Origin of the sequence: Amycolatopsis aidingensis (assembly GCF_018885265.1) — a bacterium.
Classification (GTDB): Bacteria; Actinomycetota; Actinomycetes; order Mycobacteriales; family Pseudonocardiaceae; genus Amycolatopsis; species Amycolatopsis aidingensis.
This window is the reverse complement of sequence record NZ_CP076538.1, coordinates 4,495,030-4,513,633: the sequence shown is the minus strand read 5'-3', so window position 1 is coordinate 4,513,633 and position 18,604 is coordinate 4,495,030. Positions and strand designations below refer to the sequence as shown.

General features: G+C 71.2%; 15 protein-coding genes. 10 read left to right on the top strand and 5 right to left on the bottom strand.

All coding sequences use genetic code 11. The annotated features are described in order from the left end of the window. The first annotated feature begins 82 nt into the window (after nucleotides 1–82). The 3 genes from aspS (at nucleotide 83) to KOI47_RS20715 (ending at nucleotide 4,196) form a co-directional block, all read left to right on the top strand. Nucleotides 83–1,849, top strand: coding sequence for an aspartate--tRNA ligase (gene aspS / locus KOI47_RS20725; protein WP_216206055.1), 1,767 nt, complete (start codon nucleotides 83–85; stop codon nucleotides 1,847–1,849). A 224-nt stretch (nucleotides 1,850–2,073) separates the two neighbouring features. Then, nucleotides 2,074–3,258, top strand: a complete 1,185-nt coding sequence (locus KOI47_RS20720) for a phosphotransferase (protein ID WP_216206052.1) — start codon at nucleotides 2,074–2,076, stop codon at nucleotides 3,256–3,258. A gap of 92 nt (nucleotides 3,259–3,350) precedes the next feature. Further along, the gene (locus KOI47_RS20715; protein ID WP_216206049.1) at nucleotides 3,351–4,196 is read left to right on the top strand and encodes an SGNH/GDSL hydrolase family protein; all 846 of its coding nucleotides are present in this window, start codon (nucleotides 3,351–3,353) and stop codon (nucleotides 4,194–4,196) included. A 20-nt stretch (nucleotides 4,197–4,216) separates the two neighbouring features. Here KOI47_RS20715 and KOI47_RS20710 read toward each other — a convergent pair whose 3' ends face one another. Further along, complete coding sequence (locus KOI47_RS20710) at nucleotides 4,217–4,978, bottom strand: metallophosphoesterase family protein (RefSeq protein WP_216206046.1); 762 nt, start codon at nucleotides 4,976–4,978, stop codon at nucleotides 4,217–4,219. A gap of 89 nt (nucleotides 4,979–5,067) precedes the next feature. Here KOI47_RS20710 and KOI47_RS20705 point away from each other — a divergent pair, with 89 nt between their 5' ends. Next, nucleotides 5,068–6,453 carry a replication-associated recombination protein A gene (locus tag KOI47_RS20705; RefSeq protein ID WP_216206043.1) on the top strand — a complete coding sequence of 462 codons (1,386 nt, stop codon included), beginning with the start codon at nucleotides 5,068–5,070 and terminating at the stop codon, nucleotides 6,451–6,453. Nucleotides 6,454–6,473: 20 nt separating this feature from the next. On the opposite strand, the gene KOI47_RS20700 is transcribed toward KOI47_RS20705, so the two are convergent. From KOI47_RS20700 to KOI47_RS20685, 4 genes are read right to left on the bottom strand one after another with little or no spacing between them, the layout of a single operon-like run. Further along, nucleotides 6,474–6,884 (bottom strand): VOC family protein, encoded by a 411-nt coding sequence (locus KOI47_RS20700; protein ID WP_216206040.1) that lies wholly within the window; start codon nucleotides 6,882–6,884, stop codon nucleotides 6,474–6,476. A gap of 16 nt (nucleotides 6,885–6,900) precedes the next feature. Beyond that, a complete protein-coding gene (locus tag KOI47_RS20695) occupies nucleotides 6,901–9,291 on the bottom strand; it encodes an ATP-binding cassette domain-containing protein (RefSeq protein WP_216206037.1) in 2,391 nt (796 codons plus the stop codon). Between the two features lie 42 nt (nucleotides 9,292–9,333). After that, nucleotides 9,334–9,777 (bottom strand): helix-turn-helix transcriptional regulator, encoded by a 444-nt coding sequence (locus KOI47_RS20690; protein WP_216206034.1) that lies wholly within the window; start codon nucleotides 9,775–9,777, stop codon nucleotides 9,334–9,336. A gap of 53 nt (nucleotides 9,778–9,830) precedes the next feature. Beyond that, nucleotides 9,831–11,921: a phosphocholine-specific phospholipase C gene (locus KOI47_RS20685; RefSeq protein ID WP_216206031.1), complete on the bottom strand. Its 2,091-nt coding sequence runs from the start codon at nucleotides 11,919–11,921 to the stop codon at nucleotides 9,831–9,833. 200 nt (nucleotides 11,922–12,121) lie between these two features. Between KOI47_RS20685 and KOI47_RS20680 the strand changes: the two genes are divergently transcribed. The 6 genes from KOI47_RS20680 (at nucleotide 12,122) to KOI47_RS20655 (ending at nucleotide 18,603) form a co-directional block, all read left to right on the top strand. Then, the gene (locus KOI47_RS20680) at nucleotides 12,122–12,529 is read left to right on the top strand and encodes a DUF948 domain-containing protein (RefSeq protein ID WP_216206028.1); all 408 of its coding nucleotides are present in this window, start codon (nucleotides 12,122–12,124) and stop codon (nucleotides 12,527–12,529) included. Then, nucleotides 12,526–12,855: a hypothetical protein gene (locus KOI47_RS20675; RefSeq protein WP_216206025.1), complete on the top strand. Its 330-nt coding sequence runs from the start codon at nucleotides 12,526–12,528 to the stop codon at nucleotides 12,853–12,855. Before KOI47_RS20680 ends, KOI47_RS20675 begins: the two co-directional genes overlap by 4 nt. A gap of 118 nt (nucleotides 12,856–12,973) precedes the next feature. Then, on the top strand, nucleotides 12,974–15,634 hold the full coding sequence (alaS, locus tag KOI47_RS20670; protein WP_216206022.1) for an alanine--tRNA ligase: 2,661 nt from the start codon (nucleotides 12,974–12,976) through the stop codon (nucleotides 15,632–15,634). A gap of 7 nt (nucleotides 15,635–15,641) precedes the next feature. Then, on the top strand, nucleotides 15,642–16,142 hold the full coding sequence (gene ruvX, locus KOI47_RS20665) for a Holliday junction resolvase RuvX (RefSeq protein WP_216206020.1): 501 nt from the start codon (nucleotides 15,642–15,644) through the stop codon (nucleotides 16,140–16,142). After that, nucleotides 16,139–17,752: an endolytic transglycosylase MltG gene (mltG, locus tag KOI47_RS20660; protein WP_232376136.1), complete on the top strand. Its 1,614-nt coding sequence runs from the start codon at nucleotides 16,139–16,141 to the stop codon at nucleotides 17,750–17,752. The genes ruvX and mltG overlap by 4 nt, the downstream gene beginning before the upstream one ends. Further along, entirely contained in the window at nucleotides 17,752–18,603 is an 852-nt protein-coding gene (locus tag KOI47_RS20655; RefSeq protein ID WP_216206016.1) for a shikimate dehydrogenase, read from the top strand. The genes mltG and KOI47_RS20655 overlap by 1 nt, the downstream gene beginning before the upstream one ends. Nucleotide 18,604: the final 1 nt, after the last annotated feature.

Here is an 18,604-nt window from a genome sequence, read left to right as displayed (position 1 = left end):
AAATCGCGACAAGCTCCCCTCGGCAGAAAACTGCCGACGCCCGACGATCACGCGTTCCGCAAGAACGAGGAGAGCAACCGCAGTGCTTCGCACCCACAACGCCGGCACCCTGCGTGCCGAGCATGTCGGCCAAACAGTCACCCTCACCGGCTGGGTGGCAAGGCGGCGCGATCACGGCGGGGTCATCTTCATCGACCTGCGGGACGCCAGCGGGGTGGCGCAGGTCGTCTTCCGCGAGGGCGAGATGGCCGAGCGCGCGCACGACCTGCGTGCCGAGTTCTGCCTGCGGGTCACCGGCGAGGTCGCCGCGCGGCCGGAGGGCAACGAGAACGCCGAGATCGCAACCGGCGCGATCGAGGTGCTGGCCACCGGGCTGGAGGTGCTGTCCGAAGCCGCCCCGCTGCCGTTCCCGATCGACGACCGGCTGGAGGTCGGCGAGGAGGTCCGGCTCCGGCACCGCTACCTCGACCTGCGCCGGGCCGGGCCCGCGGCGGCGATGCGGCTGCGCAGCGAGGTGAACCGGGTGGCACGGGAGGTGCTGCACGCCAGGGACTTCGTCGAGGTGGAGACCCCGACGATGACCCGGTCCACCCCGGAGGGCGCCAGGGACTTCGTGGTACCCGCGCGGCTCAAGCCGGGCTCCTGGTACGCCCTGCCGCAGTCCCCGCAGCTGTTCAAGCAGCTGCTCATGGTCGGCGGGCTGGAGCGCTACTACCAGATCGCCCGGTGTTACCGGGACGAGGACTTCCGGGCCGACCGTCAGCCCGAGTTCACCCAGCTCGACATCGAGATGAGCTTCGTGGACCAGGACGACGTGATCGGGCTCGGGGACGAGATCATCGCCGCGCTCTGGCGGCTGATCGGGCACGAGGTGCCCCGCCCGATCCCGCGGATCAGCTATGCCGAGGCGATGGCCAAGTACGGCACGGACAAGCCGGACCTGCGGTTCGACCTGGAGATCACCGAGCTCACCGAGTACTTCGCGGACACCCCGTTCCGGGTGTTCCAGGCGCCCTACGTTGGGGCCGTGGTGATGGCGGGCGGGGCCGATCAGCCGCGTCGTCAGCTCGACGCCTGGCAGGAGTGGGCACGGCAGCGCGGCGCCAAGGGCCTTGCCTATGTGCTCATCGAGCAGGACGGCACCCTTGGCGGGCCGGTCGCCAAGAACCTCGCCGAGCACGAGCGCGTCGGACTGGCCGACGCGGTCGGCGCGAAACCCGGCGACTGCGTGTTCTTCGCCGCCGACAAGCCCTCAGCCGCGCGGGCGCTGCTCGGCGCGGCCAGGGTGGAGATCGGGCACCGGCTCGGGCTGATCGACCCCGGGGCATGGTCCTTCGTGTGGGTGGTGGACTTCCCGTTGTTCGAGGCGGCCGAGGAGACCGATGACGTCGCCGTCGGCTCGGGCAACTGGACCGCGCTACACCACGCGTTCACCTCGCCGACTCCGGAATGGGTGGACAAATTCGAGTCCGACCCGGGGAACGCCCTCGCCTATGCGTACGACATTGTCTGCAACGGCAACGAAATCGGCGGTGGATCAATTCGTATCCATCGCGCCGATGTGCAGAAGCGGGTCTTCGACATACTGGGCATTTCCGGGCAGGAGGCCCAGGAGAAGTTCGGCTTCCTGCTCGACGCGTTCCAGTACGGTCCGCCTCCGCACGGTGGCGTCGCCTTCGGCTGGGACCGCATCACGATGCTGCTCGCCGGTGCCGAGTCGCTGCGCGAGGTGATCGCCTTCCCGAAGACCGGTGGTGGCTACGACCCGCTCACCGGTGCCCCGGCACCGATCACCGCAGCGCAACGCAAGGAAGCGGGCGTGGACGCCAAGCCGCAGGCGGAGGCGTAACGCACGTCACGACACCGCATCGGTGGCATGCTGTCATCGGGCTGTGACGCCATGGGCAGATCCTGCCTTGGTGGGATCGCCTCTGCCTCCGGCCGGGCCGCCCGGCGGCACAGTCCAAACGCCCGTTGTCACATCGACATCACGGAGCGTGTGCGCCACGAGTCGAAAGCATCACCGAGATCGCGGTGGAAATGGTTGCTCGCTCACTAGTAGGGTCAATGACAATGACAGTGGATACCTCCTCTGCCGACGATTCGACTGTCGGAGCTGGAGCGGAACTTCTCGCGATCGGGGCCGCCATCGAAGCAGGCGAGGCGGTGCTCTCGCAGCGTTTCGGCAGCTCAATCACCCTGGTGGATCCGGAAGACCTGGCTGGGAGTGGCCCGGCGACGGTGGTACGGGCCAGGGTGGACTCCTCGCCGTTCGCACTGCCCCGCACACTGGTCATCAAGCACTATCCGGACGAACCGGGTCCGGGTGAGCCGGATCCCTTCGCCCAGGAGGCGGTCAGCTACCAGCTGTTCACCGCGCTGTCCGCGGAAGACCGCATGTGCCCCGAGTTGTTGGCGCACAACGGTGTGCGCCGGGTGCTGGTCATCGATGACCTCGGCGGGGCGCCGACGTTGCTGGACCGGCTGTACGGCGCGGATGCCCGCGCCGCGGAGACCGCACTGCTGTCCTGGTCCCGTTCGCTCGGCAGGCTGCATGCCAGCACCGCCAGCAGGGAAGCTGATTTCAACGCCCTGCTGCGCAGGCTCGGCGGCAAGGCGCGGGGCGATGACACCACCGGGGTGCTGGCCTGCGCGCAACTGCCCGCGCTGCTGGAACGCAGGCTCGGCGTGTCCACCCCTGCCGCGGTGCGCGAGATCGCCGAGCGTGCGGCCGAGAAGGCCCGTTCCGCCTGCTACCGCGCCTTCAGCCCGGTCGAGCTGTGGCCGGACAACAACCTGGTGACCAACGAGGGGGTTCGCTTCCTCGACTTCGAGCACGGTCGCGTGCGCAACGCGCTGATCGACGCGGGCCACCTGCGGGTGCCGTTCGTGTCCAGCCCGGATGCGCTGGCGCTGCCCGCCGGGATGAGCGAGGCGATGATCGCAGCTTGGCGGGCGGAGGTCGCCGATCTGTGGCCCGCGCTCGCCGACGACGAAACGCTGTCGGAGTACCTGCTGGGCAGCCAGCAGGTACTGGTGTGGTGGTCGACCTGGGAGCTGCTGCAGGCCATGCCGCACGATGGCGCGCGGCCGACCGGCAGGCCCGCCGCGCTGGTGACCTGGTGGCGGGACCTGGCCCGGCATGCCGAGCGGGCGGAGGCCGACGAGATCGCCGCGCACGCCTGGACCGTGGCGGCGGCGCTGGACGCGACCTTCGGCCCTGGCCTGGAGCTGGCGCTGTACCCGGCTTTCCGCTGAGGTCAGGGCGCGCACCGAGGATTCGCCGAGGCGTCCGCGCCTCGTTACCCGGAGATCACCACCGGTGAGCCTGGGTGGCTGATCGTCGGAGCGTGACCGTGGTGAGCGAGAACGTCACTCCGACGACCACCGAGCCCCTACCCACCCCACCCACGACGGCACCGGCCGCGCCACGCCGTGCGCACACGCTGGCCGTACTCGGCGACTCCACCGCCGTCGGCCTCGGTGACCGGATTCCCGGCGGCTGGCGCGGTGTCGGCCCGTTCGTCGCGGCCGCACTCGGCGTCGGCGCGGACGGGTACCTGAACACCTCCTTCACCGGAGCCAGGATGCGCTGCGTCCGGGACGAGCAACTGCCGGCCGCGCTCGACCTCCGCCCCGATATCGCGCTGGTGATCGTCGGCATGAACGACACCCTGCGGTCGGACTTCGCCCCCGCCGTCGTCGCCGAGCATCTGGACGACGTGGTGGGGGCACTGCGGGCGGGCGGGACCACCGTGGTGCCGCTGCGCTTCCATGACCACGGCAAGGTGTTCCGGCTGCCGCGGCCGCTGTACCGGGCGTTGAAATCGCGCATCGACGAGCTGAACGAGGCGATCGACATCGTGGTCGCCAGGCACCGGGTGCCCTGCCTCGACCTGTCCACCCTACCGGGGACCTATGACCTGCCGGCCTGGAGCGTGGACCGGCTGCATCCCTCGGAACTCGGGCACCGGCTGCTGGCCCGCGGGTTCACCGGCCTGCTCGCCGAAGCCGGTTTCGCGGTGCCGGAGCCGGTCAGCCTCGAACAGTCCGGCGGGGTCGCTACCAGCACCCTCGACCATGTCGGCTGGCTGCTGGTGAAGGGGATTCCGTGGTTGTGGCGGCGGGGCCGGGACCTGGTTCCGCACGCGGCTGGCATCATGCTGCGCTCCGCGGCCGAGCGCGGGCACCGCTGAAACTTCCGCGCGGCGGCCGGTCAGCGCCCGTCCAGCGGCGCGAACACGGCATGCGCCTCCAGGTCGGAGGCGGGGTTGCGGACGAAGGTGTCCACCCACTCCGCTACCCCGGGGTATCCCGATGTGTCCATAATGGACTTACAGGCCGCCTCGGTGTCGAACATCGTGCGCCGCAACTGGATCGCCGGACCGGCTGAGCCGCCGAGCAGCGCCCAGTGCGCCCCTGCCGTGCCGTAGGGCATTCCCACGCTGCCGGGGTTCACCACGGTCCGGCCGCCGACCAGCCGGGTGAACGGCATATGCGTGTGCCCGCACACCACCGTCCGCACCCGCGGGTCCACCCCGTCCAGTACCTCCAGCCAGCGGGCGGGCGCGCTGTCCGCCAGCACGATCTCCTCGTCATCGCGCGGGGTGGCGTGGCAGAACAGCACCGGCCCGAGCCCGCGGACCTCCACGCTTGCGGTGGCAGGCAGCGCGGCCAGCCGCTCCAGCTGCGCCGGGGTCAGCTGCCCGGCCGCCCATGGCGCGATCGGGTCGGGGATCTCGGTCTGCCCGCCCCCGGCCAGGGTGACCAGTTCCCGGTCGGCGTTTCCGCTCACCCACAGCGCCCGCTCACCCAGCCCGGCCAGCAGGTCCATGGTGGCGCTTGGCTGCGGTCCGGCGGCCATGTCCCCGGTGAGCAGCACCAGGTCGGCCGCGGCCACTTCGGGTTCGGCGAGCACGGCCTGCAGCGCGGGCAGGACGCCGTGGATATCGGACAGCACGGCAACGCGTTCGATCATGGGTACATTCTGGCCAGGTGCGGGCGGCGACGTGGGCCTGTTCGCGGTGGGCGCACACGGTGTCCGCCCCTGCGGCTACCGTCGACGGCGTGGAACAAGACGAACTGTTCACGGTGAACCCGGACCTGGCTGCCCCGCCGGAGCCACCGGACCCGCAGGCACCGGCCGCGCCCAGGCAGGAACGGCCGCTGCCGCCCGGCTCGCCGCTGGCGGTGCGGATGCGCCCGCGCGCCCTGGACGAGGTGGTCGGCCAGCAGCACCTGCTCGGCGAGGGTGCGCCGCTGCGCAGGCTCGTCGAGGGGGCGGCACCGGCGTCGGTCCTGCTCTACGGGCCGCCGGGCACCGGCAAGACCACCCTGGCGAACCTGGTCTCCACCGCCACCGGCAGGCGGTTCGTTGCGCTGTCGGCGCTGTCGGCAGGGGTGAAGGAGGTGCGCGGGGTCATCGAGGAGGCGCGGCGCAGGCGCAACTACAACGCGGAGAACACGGTGCTGTTCATCGACGAGGTGCACCGCTTCTCCAAGACCCAGCAGGACGCGCTGCTCGGCGCCGTGGAGGACCGGACGGTGCTGCTGGTGGCCGCCACCACCGAGAACCCGTCCTTCTCCGTGGTCTCCCCGCTGCTGTCCCGCTCCCTGGTGCTGCAGCTGCGCCCGCTCACCGACGCCGACATCCGCGATCTGATCCGGCGTGCCCTGGCCGAGGAACGCGGGCTGGACGGGCGGATCGAGCTCACCGAGGAGGCCGAGGACCATCTGGTGCGGCTGGCATCCGGGGACGCCCGCCGGGCGCTCACCGCGCTGGAGGCGGCCGCCGACGCGACCGCGGCGACCGAACACGGGGTGGTCGACCTGGCCACCGTGGAGTCGACGGTGGACAAGGCTGCGGTGCGCTACGACCGCGACGGGGACCAGCACTACGACGTGATCAGCGCGTTCATCAAGTCGATCCGCGGCTCCGATGTGGACGCCGCGCTGCACTACCTGGCCCGGATGATCGAGGCGGGGGAGGACCCGCGGTTCCTGGCCCGCAGGCTGGTGGTGCACGCCAGCGAGGACATCGGCATGGCCGACCCCACGGCGCTGCAGTCGGCCGTGGCGGCCGCGCATGCCGTGCAGTTCATCGGCATGCCGGAGGGCAGGCTCGCGCTGGCCCAGGCCACCGTGCACCTGGCGACCGCACCGAAGTCCAACGCGGTGATCGCCGGAATCGACGCCGCGCTGGCCGACGTGCGGTCCGGCCGGATCGGGACCGTGCCACCGCACCTGCGGGACGGGCACTACGCCGGGGCCGCCAAGCTCGGCAACGCGCAGGGTTACCAGTACCCGCATGACGTCCCCGAGGGCGTGCTCGCCCAGCAGTACCCGCCGGACGAGCTGGTCGGCCAGGACTACTACCACCCGACCCAGCGCGGTGCCGAGCGCACCCTCGCCGAGCGCGTCCCCAAGCTGCGCCGCACCATTCGTGGCGACTGAGCCCAGCCCCGGACGGATTCTCAGCGGAGCTGCTGGATCCGCAGCAGGTTGCCCGCGGGGTCGCGGACGGCGCAGTCGCGTACGCCGTAGGGCTGCTCGGCGGGCTCCTGGACGATATCGGCCTCGTGTTCCCGCAGCCGGGCGAAGGTGCCGTCCAGATCCTCGGTGGCCAGCAGGATGCCCGCGTAGCTGCCCTTGGCCATCATCTCGGCGATCGTGCGGCGCTCCTCCTCGGTGATGGCGGGGTCGGCGGCGGGTGGCTGCAGCACGATGGAGGTGCCGGGCTGGTCCGCAGGGCCGACCGTGATCCAGCGCATCCCCGCGTAGCCCACGTCGGTGCGGACCTCGAAGCCAAGGACGTCGCGGTAGAAGGTCAGCGAGGCCTCCGGATCCTCGTGCGGGAGGAAGCTCGCGTGAATCGTGATACTCATGCTCAGGCTCCTGGATTCAGCCGCTGACGTAGGCCGCGAGATGCTGCCCGGTGAGGGTGGAGCGGGCGGCGACGAGCTCGGCCGGCGTGCCCTCGAAGACGATCTGGCCACCATCATGGCCCGCGCCGGGACCGAGATCGACGATCCAGTCGGCATGCGCCATCACCGCCTGGTGATGCTCGACGACGATCACCGACTTGCCTGCGTCGACCAGCCGGTCGAGCAGGCCGAGCAGCTGCTCGACATCGGCGAGGTGCAGGCCGGTGGTCGGCTCGTCCAGGATGTAGGTGCCGCCCTTCTCGCCCATGTGGGTGGCCAGCTTGAGCCGCTGCCGCTCGCCGCCGGACAGCGTGGTGAGCGGCTGGCCGAGCCGCAGGTAGCCGAGCCCGACGTCCGACATCCGTTCCAGGATCTTGTGTGCCGCCGAGGTGCGGGCCTCGCCGGAGCCGAAGAACTCGGCGGCCTCGGCCACCGACATCGCGAGCACCTCGCTGATGTCCCGGCCGGCCAGATGGTGCTCCAGCACCGAAGCGCCGAACCGCTTCCCCTCGCACTCCTCGCAGGTGGTGGCGACGCCCGCCATCATGCCGAGGTCGGTGTAGACGACCCCGGCGCCGTTGCAGGTGGGGCATGCGCCCTCGGAGTTGGCGCTGAACAGGGCCGGCTTCACGCCGTTGGCCTTCGCGAAGGCCTTGCGGATCGGGTCGAGCACCCCGGTGTAGGTGGCCGGGTTGCTCCGCCGCGAGCCTCGGATGGGGGTCTGGTCGATCGACACCACACCCTCGCCGGTGGGAATCGACCCGTGCACCAGCGAGCTCTTGCCGGAGCCCGCGACACCGGTGATCACCGTCAGCACCCCGAGCGGGATGTCCACGTCGACATCGCGCAGGTTGTGCGCGGTGGCGCCGCGGATCTCCAGCGCGCCCTTCGGCTCGCGCACCGTCTCCTTGAGCGTGGTCCGGTCGTCGAAGTGGCGCCCGGTAATGGTGTCGCTGTCCCGTAGCCCATCGACGGTGCCCTCGAAGCAGACGGTGCCGCCCGCCGTGCCGGCGCCGGGGCCGAGGTCGACCACATGGTCGGCGATCGCGATGGTCTCCGGTTCGTGCTCAACCACGAGCACGGTGTTGCCCTTGTCCCGCAGCCGCAGCAGCAGGTCGTTCATCCGCTGGATGTCATGTGGGTGCAGGCCCGCGGTGGGCTCGTCGAAGACGTAGGTGACGTCGGTCAGCGAGGAGCCGAGGTGGCGGATCATCTTGGTGCGCTGCGCCTCGCCGCCGGACAGCGTGCCCGATGGCCGGTCCAGCGAGAGGTAGCCCAGCCCGATCTCCACGAACGAGTCCAGGGTGTGCAGCAGCTTGCCGAGCAGCGGCGCCACGGAAGGCTCGTCCAGCTTGCGCACCCACTCGGCCAGGTCCCGGATCTCCATCGCGCAGGCCTCGGCGATGTTGGTTCCCGCGATCTTCGACGAGCGCGCCAGCTCGGAGAGCCGGGTGCCGGCGCACTCGGGACAGGTGGTGAAGGTGACCGCCCGGTCGACGAACGCCCGGATATGCGGCTGCATCGCCTCCCGGTCCTTGGCCAGCATCGTCTTCTGCAGCCGCGGGATCAGCCCCTCGTACCAGACGTTGACGCCCTCGACCTTGATCCTGGTCTGTTCCTTGTACAGCAGGTCGTTGAACTCGCGCTTGGTGTACTTGCGGATCGGCTTGTCCGGGTCGAGGTAGCCCGACTTCCGGAAGATGGTGCCGTACCAGCTGTCCCCGGTGTAGTTGGGAATCAGCAGCGCACCCTCGTTCAGCGACTTGCTGTCGTCGTACAGCGCGGAAAGGTCGAAGTCGGTGACGGAGCCCCGGCCCTCGCAGCGTGGGCACATGCCGCCGGTGATGCTGAAGTCGCGGCGCTCCTTCACGGTCTTCCCGCCGCGCTCGTACTTGACTGCACCCGCCCCGCTGATCGAGGCGACGTTGAAGGAGAACGCCTGGGGTGATCCGATCTGCGGCTGCCCCAGCCTGCTGAACAGGATCCGCAGCATCGCGTTGGCATCGGTGGCGGTGCCGACGCATGAGCGGGGGTCGGAGCCCATCCGCTCCTGGTCGACGATGATCGCCGTGGTCAGCCCGTCGAGTACGTCGACCTCCGGCCGCGCCAGGGTCGGCATGAAACCCTGCAGGAAGGCACTGTAGGTCTCGTTGATCATCCGCTGGGACTCGGCGGCGATAGTGCTGAACACCAATGAGCTCTTGCCCGAACCGGAGACGCCGGTGAACACGGTCAGCCTGCGCTTCGGGATCTCGACGCTGACGTCTTTGAGATTGTTCTCGCGCGCCCCGTGCACGCGGATCAGGTCATGGCTGTCGGCAACATGCGGCTCGGGTGACCGGGTGCGGGTCCTCGTGGCCTTGCTCATGGTGTCTCCGTGCTCATCGTGTTCTGGTGCATGCTGAGCACGCTAGGTGTGGCTCGGCGACCGCGCTTCTCGATTCCTGACCGGTCTGGTCACCTGTTTCGCCACGCAGGAGGGGATACCCGCCGTCGCGCCCGCGGCCTGGCTGCGGTAGGTGCTGGGTGGCATGCCGACCAGTTCGGCGAACCGGGTGCTGAAGGTACCCAGCGAGGTGCAGCCGACCGCGAAGCAGACCTCGGTGACGCTGAGGTCGCCCCGGCGCAGCAGCGCCATGGCGCGTTCGATCCGCCGGGTCATCAGGTAGCTGTACGGTGACTCTCCGTAAGCGCGACGGAACTCGCGGCTGAGATGCCCCGCCGACATATGCGCACCACGGGCCAGCGCCTCGACGTCCAGCGGCTGGGTGTACTCCCGGTCGATCCGGTCACGGACGCGACGCAGCCGGGCGAGGTCCTGTAGGTGCTGGGTCGCGGCGGGTCTGCTGGTCATCTCCGTGATCGTAGCCCGCCTTCGCCCGCTCCGCTGTGCTCAGTGCCGGTTCCTCAGCCGGAGATCCCGGGGCGGCCGTTCTCCACCCGGCCGGTGAGGGTGCGCAGGAAGGCGGGGTCGGCCTCGGTGCTGACGGCCAGGTCGTACCAGCCGTGCCAGGCAGGCCAGGCCACCGTCGCCGACCGGCCGGGACCGAGCCGGACGAACCGGGTCGTGCGGGCGTGGCGGGTGGCCGAAAGGCGCAGCAGCAACGCCTCGCTCCCGCCGTTGACCAGGACGAACTCCACCCCGCAGCGGTGCGGCAGCAGCCGGGTGCGCACGTCCACCCCGGCCGCGGGCCCGGACCGGCTGCCGCGCAGTTCCCACCAGGACCGGTTCGGGCCCTGCACGACCACCCGGTAACCGTCCGCGGGCAGCCGGAGGTGCTCGGTGTGCTCCCGCTCGACATCGTGATGCGCGGGCTCCGGCAGCTCGCCGGAGTAGGGGTAGACGGCGAAGTGGGCGCTCGCCCGCCCGCGGTTGCGCAGCCGCAGCGCCAGCTCGCCGTGCCGCACGGACCCGGACACGGTGGGCTGGTAGGGCAGGGGGCGCGCGGCCCGCCGCCCTGGCTCGGCCGACGGCATCCGCTGCGCCCGCGGGGGCTCGGGGTGCCAGCGGCCCACCGGGTCCGGTACCGGACCCGGCCTGCGCAGCCGGGGCGACCGCCCGGCCCGCCCGAAGTCGAACGCCCCGGTGAGATCGCCCGCCACGGTGCGGCGCCACGGGCTGATGTTCGGCTCGCCCACCCCGGTCCAGCGCTCCAGGAACCGCAGCACCGAGGTGTGGTCGTAGACCTGCGAGTCCACGAAGCCGCCGATGGTCCACGGCGAAACCACCGTCATCGGCACCCGCGGCCCCAGCCCCAGCGGCACGCCGTGCACATGGTCGGCGTCGTCGCCTTCCACCGCGGGCGGGACCGGCGGCGGCACGTGGTCGAAATAGCCGTCGTTCTCGTCGAAGGTGAGGAACAGGGCGGTGGACGACCACACTCCTGGGTCGGCCGCGATCGCGTCCAGCACCCGGTAGACGAAGTTGGCGCTGCCCACCGGGGTGGACGCGCTGGGGTGCTCGGAGTCGGCCGCGGGCGGCACCAGCCAGGACACCCTTGGCAGGGTGCCCGCCGCGATGTCGGCGCGCAGCCTGGGCAGCAGGCTGCCGGGCGCCCCGCGGTAGGCGGCACGGTCGAACAGGTCGCGCTCGGCGGGGCTGAGCGCGGCGCGCCCGGCCTCGAACTGGGCCAGCAGCCGCTCCCGCTCCGGCTCGGGCCTGCCGAACAGGCCGAGGTAGAACTCCTCGGTGGTGCGGTACTCCCCGTCCACCGCGGCCAGGATCCTGCGGCCGATCTCCTTCCACGGGCGGAAGTACTCCACGGCGTTGTCGGTGAAGTTGTCCCACTCCTGGTAGATCCGCCAGGACACGCCCGCGGCCGCCAGCCGCTGCGGGTAGGTCGTCCACTCGTAGCCAGGGTGGTCGTAGGAGTAGGCGGCGTTGGTGACCGCCCGCCCGCCGCCGCCCGGCTCGGAGCCCACCGTTCCGCTCCACAGGAAGTTGCGGTTCGGGTTGGTGGATCCGAACACCGAGCAGTGATAGGCGTCGCAGACGGTGAAGGTGTCGGCCAGTTCGTACTGCAGCGCGATGTCGGCGCGGTCGTAGTAGGTCATGGTGGCCGCGCCCTTGTGCGCGATCCAGTCGTCGTACCAGCCGCGGCCCCATGCGCCGGTGGCGTCGCCCCAGCCGTGCGGCAGCGCCCCGAGATACTGGATGTCGGCGGGGTCGCGGCCCTCCCGCTCGGCCTGCGCGCGCAGCGAGAACGGCAGCACGCTGCCGCCCCCCGGCCGCGGCTGGGCGAACACCGGCTCGCCGCCGGGCAGCTCGAGCGGGTGCGGGTCCCCGAAGCCGCGCACCCCGCGCAGGCTGCCGAAGTAGTGGTCGAAGGAGCGGTTCTCCTGCATCAGCACGATCACGTGCTCGACGGCCTCCATGCCGCCGCGGCGCATCGGCCGCGCCATGGCGGCGTGCAGCGAGGGCGGCAGCAGGGAGGCGGCGAGGCCGCCGGTGACGGCTCCGGAAAGGCCAAGCAGGTGGCGGCGGGAGACGGTCGGCATGGGCGCCAGCCTCGCCTGGCGAGGTGAACGGGACAAGAATCCAGCGGGAAGATCAGACCGATGAACCGGGCCGGAAGTAGTACCGCACGGCGGCCGGGCGGCTACGGTGGGCCGCCGGGCCGCTGCCGAGGCGGCGCGGTAGCCTGACCGGCAATTCCGCGAACCTCGAAAGCCGCCTACCCGGACAATTTGGAGGGCACGTGTCGCCCACGCAGATCGCCGCGTTGATCGCCGCAGGCGCCTTCGTGCTGCTGGTGTTGTTGCTGGCGATCCCGCTGCTCAAGCTTGCCCGCACGCTCGACGAGGCGACGGTCGCGATCCGCAAGGCACACGAGAACACCGACCCCTTGCTGCACGGCGCCAACGACACCATCACCCACGTGAACACCCAGCTGGAGCGGGTCGACGGCATCACGGCCAACGCGCAGGCCGTTTCCGGCAACGTTTCGGCGCTGTCCTCGGTGTTCACCGCGACCCTCGGTGGACCGCTGGTCAAGACCGCCGCACTGTCCTACGGCGTCAGCAAGGCCGTGCGGGCCCGCCGCAAGGCCAAGGCCGAGGGCACCAACAAGCACGTCCTCCGGCGGGTGCGGGGTGGTAAGCGATGAGGCGGCTGTTCTGGGTCGGCGTCGGGGTCGCCGCCGGTGTGACCTTGGCCAGGAAGGCCACCGAAACCGCTCGCCAGGCCACCCCCGCCGGGTTAGCCTCGAACGTGGGTGAGGCCATCCGCGAACTGGCAGGCGCCGTGGGCGCCTTCGGCGCGGATGTCCGCGCCGGGATGAACGAGCGAGAGCAGGAACTGAGCGACATGGTGCAGCAACGCTCCGGAGTGTCGACGCGGCAGGGCCGCGCGCCAGCCGGATCGGCCACGGCGGGCGGCAGGTACGCCGCCGCGCGTCCGCACGCCCGGCGAGCGCGCCGGGCGGAGGGCTGACGCGCAGCAGCACGCTCACCTCGCGCGGGCCCCGCGAGCCCTCCGCCTGCGCAGCCGTTCCCCGAACCCGGCCGGACGTGCCTGTCGCGTACCGGTCCGCAAGCCACAAGGACACCCAGTGGAAACACACGAGATCGCCAACCGGTTCCTCAGTCATTTCGAGAAGAACGGGCATACCAGGGTGCCGAGCGCCTCGCTCATCCTGGACGACCCGAACCTGCTGTTCGTGAACGCGGGAATGGTGCAGTTCAAGCCGTACTTCCTCGGCGAGGTTCCGCCGCCGTACCCGCGTGCCACCAGCGTGCAGAAATGCGTGCGTACCGGGGACATCGACGAGGTCGGCAAGACCACCCGGCACAACACCTTCTTCCAGATGGCAGGCAACTTCTCCTTCGGGGACTACTTCAAGGAGGGCGCCATCGAGCTGGCCTGGGACCTGGTCACCAGGTCCCAGGCCGACGGCGGCTACGGTTTCGACCCCGGCAGGCTGTGGGTCACCGTGTACGAGCACGACGCCGAGGCGGCCGCGCTGTGGCGGAAGGTCACCGGCATCCCCGCCGAGCGCATCCAGTACCGCGACGCCGAGGACAACTACTGGGACATGGGCGTGCCCGGCCCCGGCGGGCCCTGCTCGGAGATCTACTACGACCGCGGCCCCGAGTACGGCCGCGAGGGCGGCCCCGTTGTGGACGAGGACCGTTACCTCGAGATCTGGAACCTGGTGTTCATGCAGGACATCCGGGGCGAGGAGAGCCCGAAGAAGGGCGCCCCCGTCCTCGGTGAGCTGCCGCAGAAGAACATCGATACCGGGATGGGCATCGAGCGGGTGGCCTATCTGCTGCAGGGCGTCGCCAACGTCTACGAGACCGACCTGGTCCGGCCGGTGATCGCCAGGGCCGAGGAGTTCTCCGGCCGCGCCTACGGCGACAACCACACCGACGACGTGCGCTTCCGGGTGATCGCCGACCACGCCCGCTCCGGGGTCATGCTGATCGGCGACGGCGTCACCCCGGGCAACGAGGCCCGTGGCTATGTGCTGCGCAGGCTGCTGCGCCGGATCGTCCGCTCGATGCGGCTGCTCGGGGTGCACGAGCCGGTGCTGCCGGAGTTCGCGGCCATCGTGCGGGACGCGATGGGGCCGTTCTACCCGGAGCTGGTCACCGACTTCGACCGGATCTCCGATGTGATGCGGATCGAGGAGGAGACCTTCCTCGCCACCCTCACCAGCGGTTCGCGCATCTTCGACCTCGCGGCCGAGGAGACCAAGCGCACCGGCGGCGGGATCCTGGCCGGGGACAAGGCGTTCCAGCTGCACGACACCTACGGCTTCCCGATCGACCTCACCCTGGAGATGGCGGCCGAGCAGGGCCTTTCCGTTGACGAGGACGGTTTCCGCACGCTGATGGAGGAGCAGCGGCAGCGGGCCAAGGCCGATGCCGCCGCGCGCAAGAGCGGGCACGGTGACCTGTCGGTCTACCGGGACGTGCTGGAGCAGCACGGCGAGACCGCCTTCCTCGGCTACACCGACCTGCAGGCCACCGCGAAGGTGATCGGCCTGCTGTCCGGCGGGCAGCCGGTGCGCTCGGTCGCCGCGGGAACCAAGGCCGAGGTGATGCTGGACCGCACCCCGTTCTACGCCGAGAGCGGTGGTCAGGTCGCCGACACCGGGGTGCTGGTCGGCGAGGGCGTCGAGCTGAAGGTCCTGGACGTGCAGAAGATCGTGCCGGGGCTGTTCGTGCACCGGGTCGAGGTGACCGCGGGCGAACTCGGTATCGGCACCGAGGTCACCGGCTCGGTGGACGCACAGCGCAGGGCCTCCATCGCCCGCTCGCACTCGGCCACGCACCTGGTGCACGCCGCGGTGCGCGGAGCCTACGGCAGGCGCGCCGCGCAGGCCGGTTCGCTGAACTCTCCCGGCCGGATGCGGTTCGACTTCACCGCCTCCGGCGCGGTGTCCGCGGACATCCTCACCTCGGTCGAGGAGGAGGTGAACGACTACCTGCAGACCGACGTGCCGGTGCAGAGCTACGTCACCACCAAGGACAAGGCGCTGGAAATGGGCGCGATCGCGCTGTTCGGCGAGAAGTACGGCAACGATGTCCGGGTGGTCGACATGGGCGACTACTCCCGCGAGCTGTGCGGGGGCACCCACGTCGGCCGGATCGGCGAGCTCGGGCTGGTCAAGCTGGTCACCGACTCCTCCATCGGATCCGGGGTGCACCGGGTGGAGGCGCTGGTCGGCACCGACGCCCTGCGGCACGTGCGCAAGGAACAGCTGCTGGTGTCCCAGCTGGCGAACTCGCTGAAGGTGCCGACCGAGCAGGTGCCGTCCAGGGTCGAGGACATCGTCACCCGGCTGCGCAACGCGGAGAAGGAGATCGAGCAGCTGCGTACCCAGCAGGTGCTTGGCTCGGCAGGCACGCTCGCGGCCAAGGCCCAGGACGTCGCCGGGGTGTCGCTGGTGGCCGAGCGGGTGCCCGAGGGCGTGGACGCCGGCGGGGTGCGCGCGCTGGCCACCGAGGTCCGCAACCGGCTCGGGTCCCGGGCCGGGGTGGTCGCGCTGTTCGCGCCATCCGGGGAGAAGGTCAGCTTCGTCGTGGCGACCACGCCCGCTGCCAGGGACAAGGGCCTGGAGGCAGGCAGGCTGGTGCCCACCTTCGCGGAGGCCGTCGGCGGCCGGGGCGGGGGCAAGCCGGATATGGCGCAGGGTGGCGGCACCGAGCCAGGCGGCATCGACACGGCCATCGCGCGGCTGCGGGAAGCCGTGGCCCGCGGGTGATCCGCCGGTGACCGCGCGCCGTCCGGACCGGCCAGGGGACGAGGATCCCGGGCCGGGCAGGCGGCTCGGGATCGACGTAGGCTCGGTACGAGTCGGTGTCGCACTGAGCGATCCCGCGCCGTTACTCGCCAGCCCGCTCGTTACTCTGTCGCGTGATGCGCACAACGACAGCGATCTCGATCAGTTGGCCTTGCTTGTCACCGAAAACGAGGTGGTTGAGGTGATCGTAGGACTGCCGAGAACGCTGGCCGACCGCCACGGCAGCGCAGCGCAGATCGCCGCCGAGTACGCCGACCGGGTCGCCGAGAAGATCGCCCCGGTCGGCGTGCGGCTCGCCGACGAGCGGCTGACCACCGTCAGCGCCACCCGGATGCTCGCGCAGCGGGGGGTGAAGGGGCGCAAGCAGCGCGCCGTGATCGACCAGGCCGCCGCCGTGGAGATCCTGCAGGGCTGGCTGGATGCCCGCGCGGCGGCGCGCTCCCGCTCGGCCACGGGGGAGGGTTCGTGACCGGCCCCGGTAGCCCGCACGGTCCCGCCGACGGCGGGCGGCGGCGCAGGCCACCGCAGCGCCCGTTGCCCGCGGAGGGCGCGCCCCCGCGGCCCGCGCCGCCCCGGCCGCGCAGGCAGCCCGCGCCGGAGGAGTTCAGCAGGCACCGTGGTGAGCTGAGCGGGCCGCCCGGCGATGTCCCACCACCCCCGGACCCGCAGCAGCCGCGCGGTGGGCGCCGCAGGCGGTACGTGGAGGGGCCGCCGCCGGACGAGCGCCCCACCGAGGTGCTGCACCTCGGCCCGGAGCGGTTCGACCAGGACCCGCGGGATCCTCGGGATCCGTACGAGGACGAGTACTACGAGTACGACGAGTACGACGACGAGGACTACGAAGACCACGCCGACTACGAGGACGGCTACGAGGACGAGGACTACGAGGACGAGGACCGGGCCGAGCCGGAGTACTTCGACGACGAGCGGGACGATCCGCCGCGGCGCGGCCGCGGTGGGCGTGGAAAGCGGGCGCTCGGCTGGATCGGCGCCATCGCGGTGATCGTGCTGCTCGCCGGGGCAGCCTGGTTCGGCGCGCGGGAGCTGCTCGGCTTCGGGTACGAGGACTACGAGGGCAGTGGCGAGTCCGATGTGCTGGTGCAGGTCGCCGATGGCGACACCACCTCCTCGATCGCGGGCAAGCTCGAGGAGAACGACGTGGTCGCCAGCGCCAAGGCGTTCGTCGAGGCGAGCGAGGGCGACAGCCGGGTGCTCAGCGTGCAGCCCGGCTACTACGTGATGAAGACCAGGATGTCCGGCTCCAGCGCGGTGGAGCAGCTGGTGAGCCCGCGGGCGCGGGTGGGGCAGCTGGAGATCCGCGGCGGCACCGAGCTGGACGACACCGTGCAGCCGGACGACAAGGTCACCGACGGGGTGCTGTCCCTGCTGTCCAAGGCATCCTGTGCGGACCTGAACGGCACCAGCACCTGCGTTCCGGTGGAACAGCTGCGCGAGGCGGCCAAGACCGCCGACCTCGCCGCGCTCGGCGCGCCGCCGTGGGCCGCCGAGGCGGTGGCGGAGGTCGACGACTACCGCAGGATCGAGGGCCTGATCGTGCCCGGGGTGTACGACGTGCGGCCGGGAGCGGACGCGAACGAGCTACTCGGCATGGTGCTGCAGAAGTCCGCCTCGCGGCTGCGGGCGGCCGGGCTGCCGGACGATGCCGAACCGACCGGTAAGACCCCGTACGAGGTCCTGATCATCGCCTCGGTGATCGAACGGGAAGCGGTGAAGCAGGACTTCGAGAAGGTGTCCAGGGTCATCTACAACCGGCTCGACGAGGGCATGCGGCTGGAGATGGACTCCACCGTCAACTACCCGCTGGACGAACCGGTGATCCGCACCGACCCTGCGGACCGGCAGCGGCCCGGTCCGTACAACACCTACCAGAACACCGGGCTGCCACCGACGCCGATCGGCGCGCCGAGTGAGCAGGCCATCGAGGCGGCCGAGGAGCCTGCCGAAGGCGACTGGCTGTTCTTCGTCAAATGCGAGAAGAACGGGCTGTCCTGCTTCTCCGAAACCTACGATGAGCACCGCAGGAACGTCGAGGACGCGCAGTCCCGCGGGGTTTTCTGATGGCGGCCGACCGGTCGGCCGCCGTGCTGGGCAAGCCGGTGCGGCATTCGCTGTCGCCGGTGCTGCACGGCGCCGCGTACCGCGCGCTCGGCCTGGCGGGCTGGAGCTACCAGCGGATCGAGGTGGACGCCGAGGGGCTGCCCGGGCTGGTCTCCGGGCTCGGTGCGGAATGGGTCGGTCTTTCGGTGACCATGCCGGGTAAGCGGGCCGCACTGGAGTTCGCCACCGAGGCCACCCCGCGGGCGCGGGCGGTCGGTGCGGCGAACACCCTGGTGCGCCGGGACGGCGGCTGGCTCGCGGACTGCACGGATATCGAGGGCGTGACCGGAGCCCTGCGCGCGGCGGGTGGCTACCGGGCGGACGGCGGCGATCGGCCCGGGGTGGTGCTGGGCGCGGGCGGTACCGCCGCGGCGGCGGTGGTCGCCTGCGCCGAGCTGGGCCTGCCCGGGGTGCGGCTGGTGGTGCGCGAGCCCGCCCGCGCCGAGGAGACCGCGGCGGCGGCCCGCCGGGCCGGGCTCGCCGTAGAGGTGAGCCGGTGGTCCGATGTGGACTTCGCGGAGCTGGCCTCGGCGCCGCTGGTGGTGAGCACCGTCCCGGCCGAGGCGCTGGCCCCGCACCGGGCCGAGCTGGCCGCGGCCCGCTGCCTGCTGGACGTGATCTACCACCCGTGGCCCACCCCGCTGGCCGAAGCGGTGGCCGATGCGGGCGGAGCACTGGCCACCGGGCTGGACATGCTGCTGCACCAGGCCTTCGGGCAGGTCGAGCTGTTCACCGGCCTGCCGGCGCCGCGCGAGGCGATGCGGGACGCACTGCGTGCGGCCACCGGTGGCATCCTGCCCCTACCGGTCTAGC

Bases quoted from the DNA above. Each gene is read 5' to 3' on its own strand.
- KOI47_RS20720 (WP_216206052.1), top strand. From the start codon at position 2,074: ATGACAGTGGATACCTCCTCTGCCGACGATTCGACTGTCGGAGCTGGA.
- KOI47_RS20710 (WP_216206046.1), bottom strand. From the start codon at position 4,978: ATGATCGAACGCGTTGCCGTGCTGTCCGATATCCACGGCGTCCTGCCC.
- KOI47_RS20700 (WP_216206040.1), bottom strand. From the start codon at position 6,884: ATGAGTATCACGATTCACGCGAGCTTCCTCCCGCACGAGGATCCGGAG.
- KOI47_RS20695 (WP_216206037.1), bottom strand. From the start codon at position 9,291: ATGAGCAAGGCCACGAGGACCCGCACCCGGTCACCCGAGCCGCATGTT.
- KOI47_RS20690 (WP_216206034.1), bottom strand. From the start codon at position 9,777: ATGACCAGCAGACCCGCCGCGACCCAGCACCTACAGGACCTCGCCCGG.
- KOI47_RS20685 (WP_216206031.1), bottom strand. From the start codon at position 11,921: ATGCCGACCGTCTCCCGCCGCCACCTGCTTGGCCTTTCCGGAGCCGTC.
- KOI47_RS20675 (WP_216206025.1), top strand. From the start codon at position 12,526: ATGAGGCGGCTGTTCTGGGTCGGCGTCGGGGTCGCCGCCGGTGTGACC.
- KOI47_RS20655 (WP_216206016.1), top strand. From the start codon at position 17,752: ATGGCGGCCGACCGGTCGGCCGCCGTGCTGGGCAAGCCGGTGCGGCAT.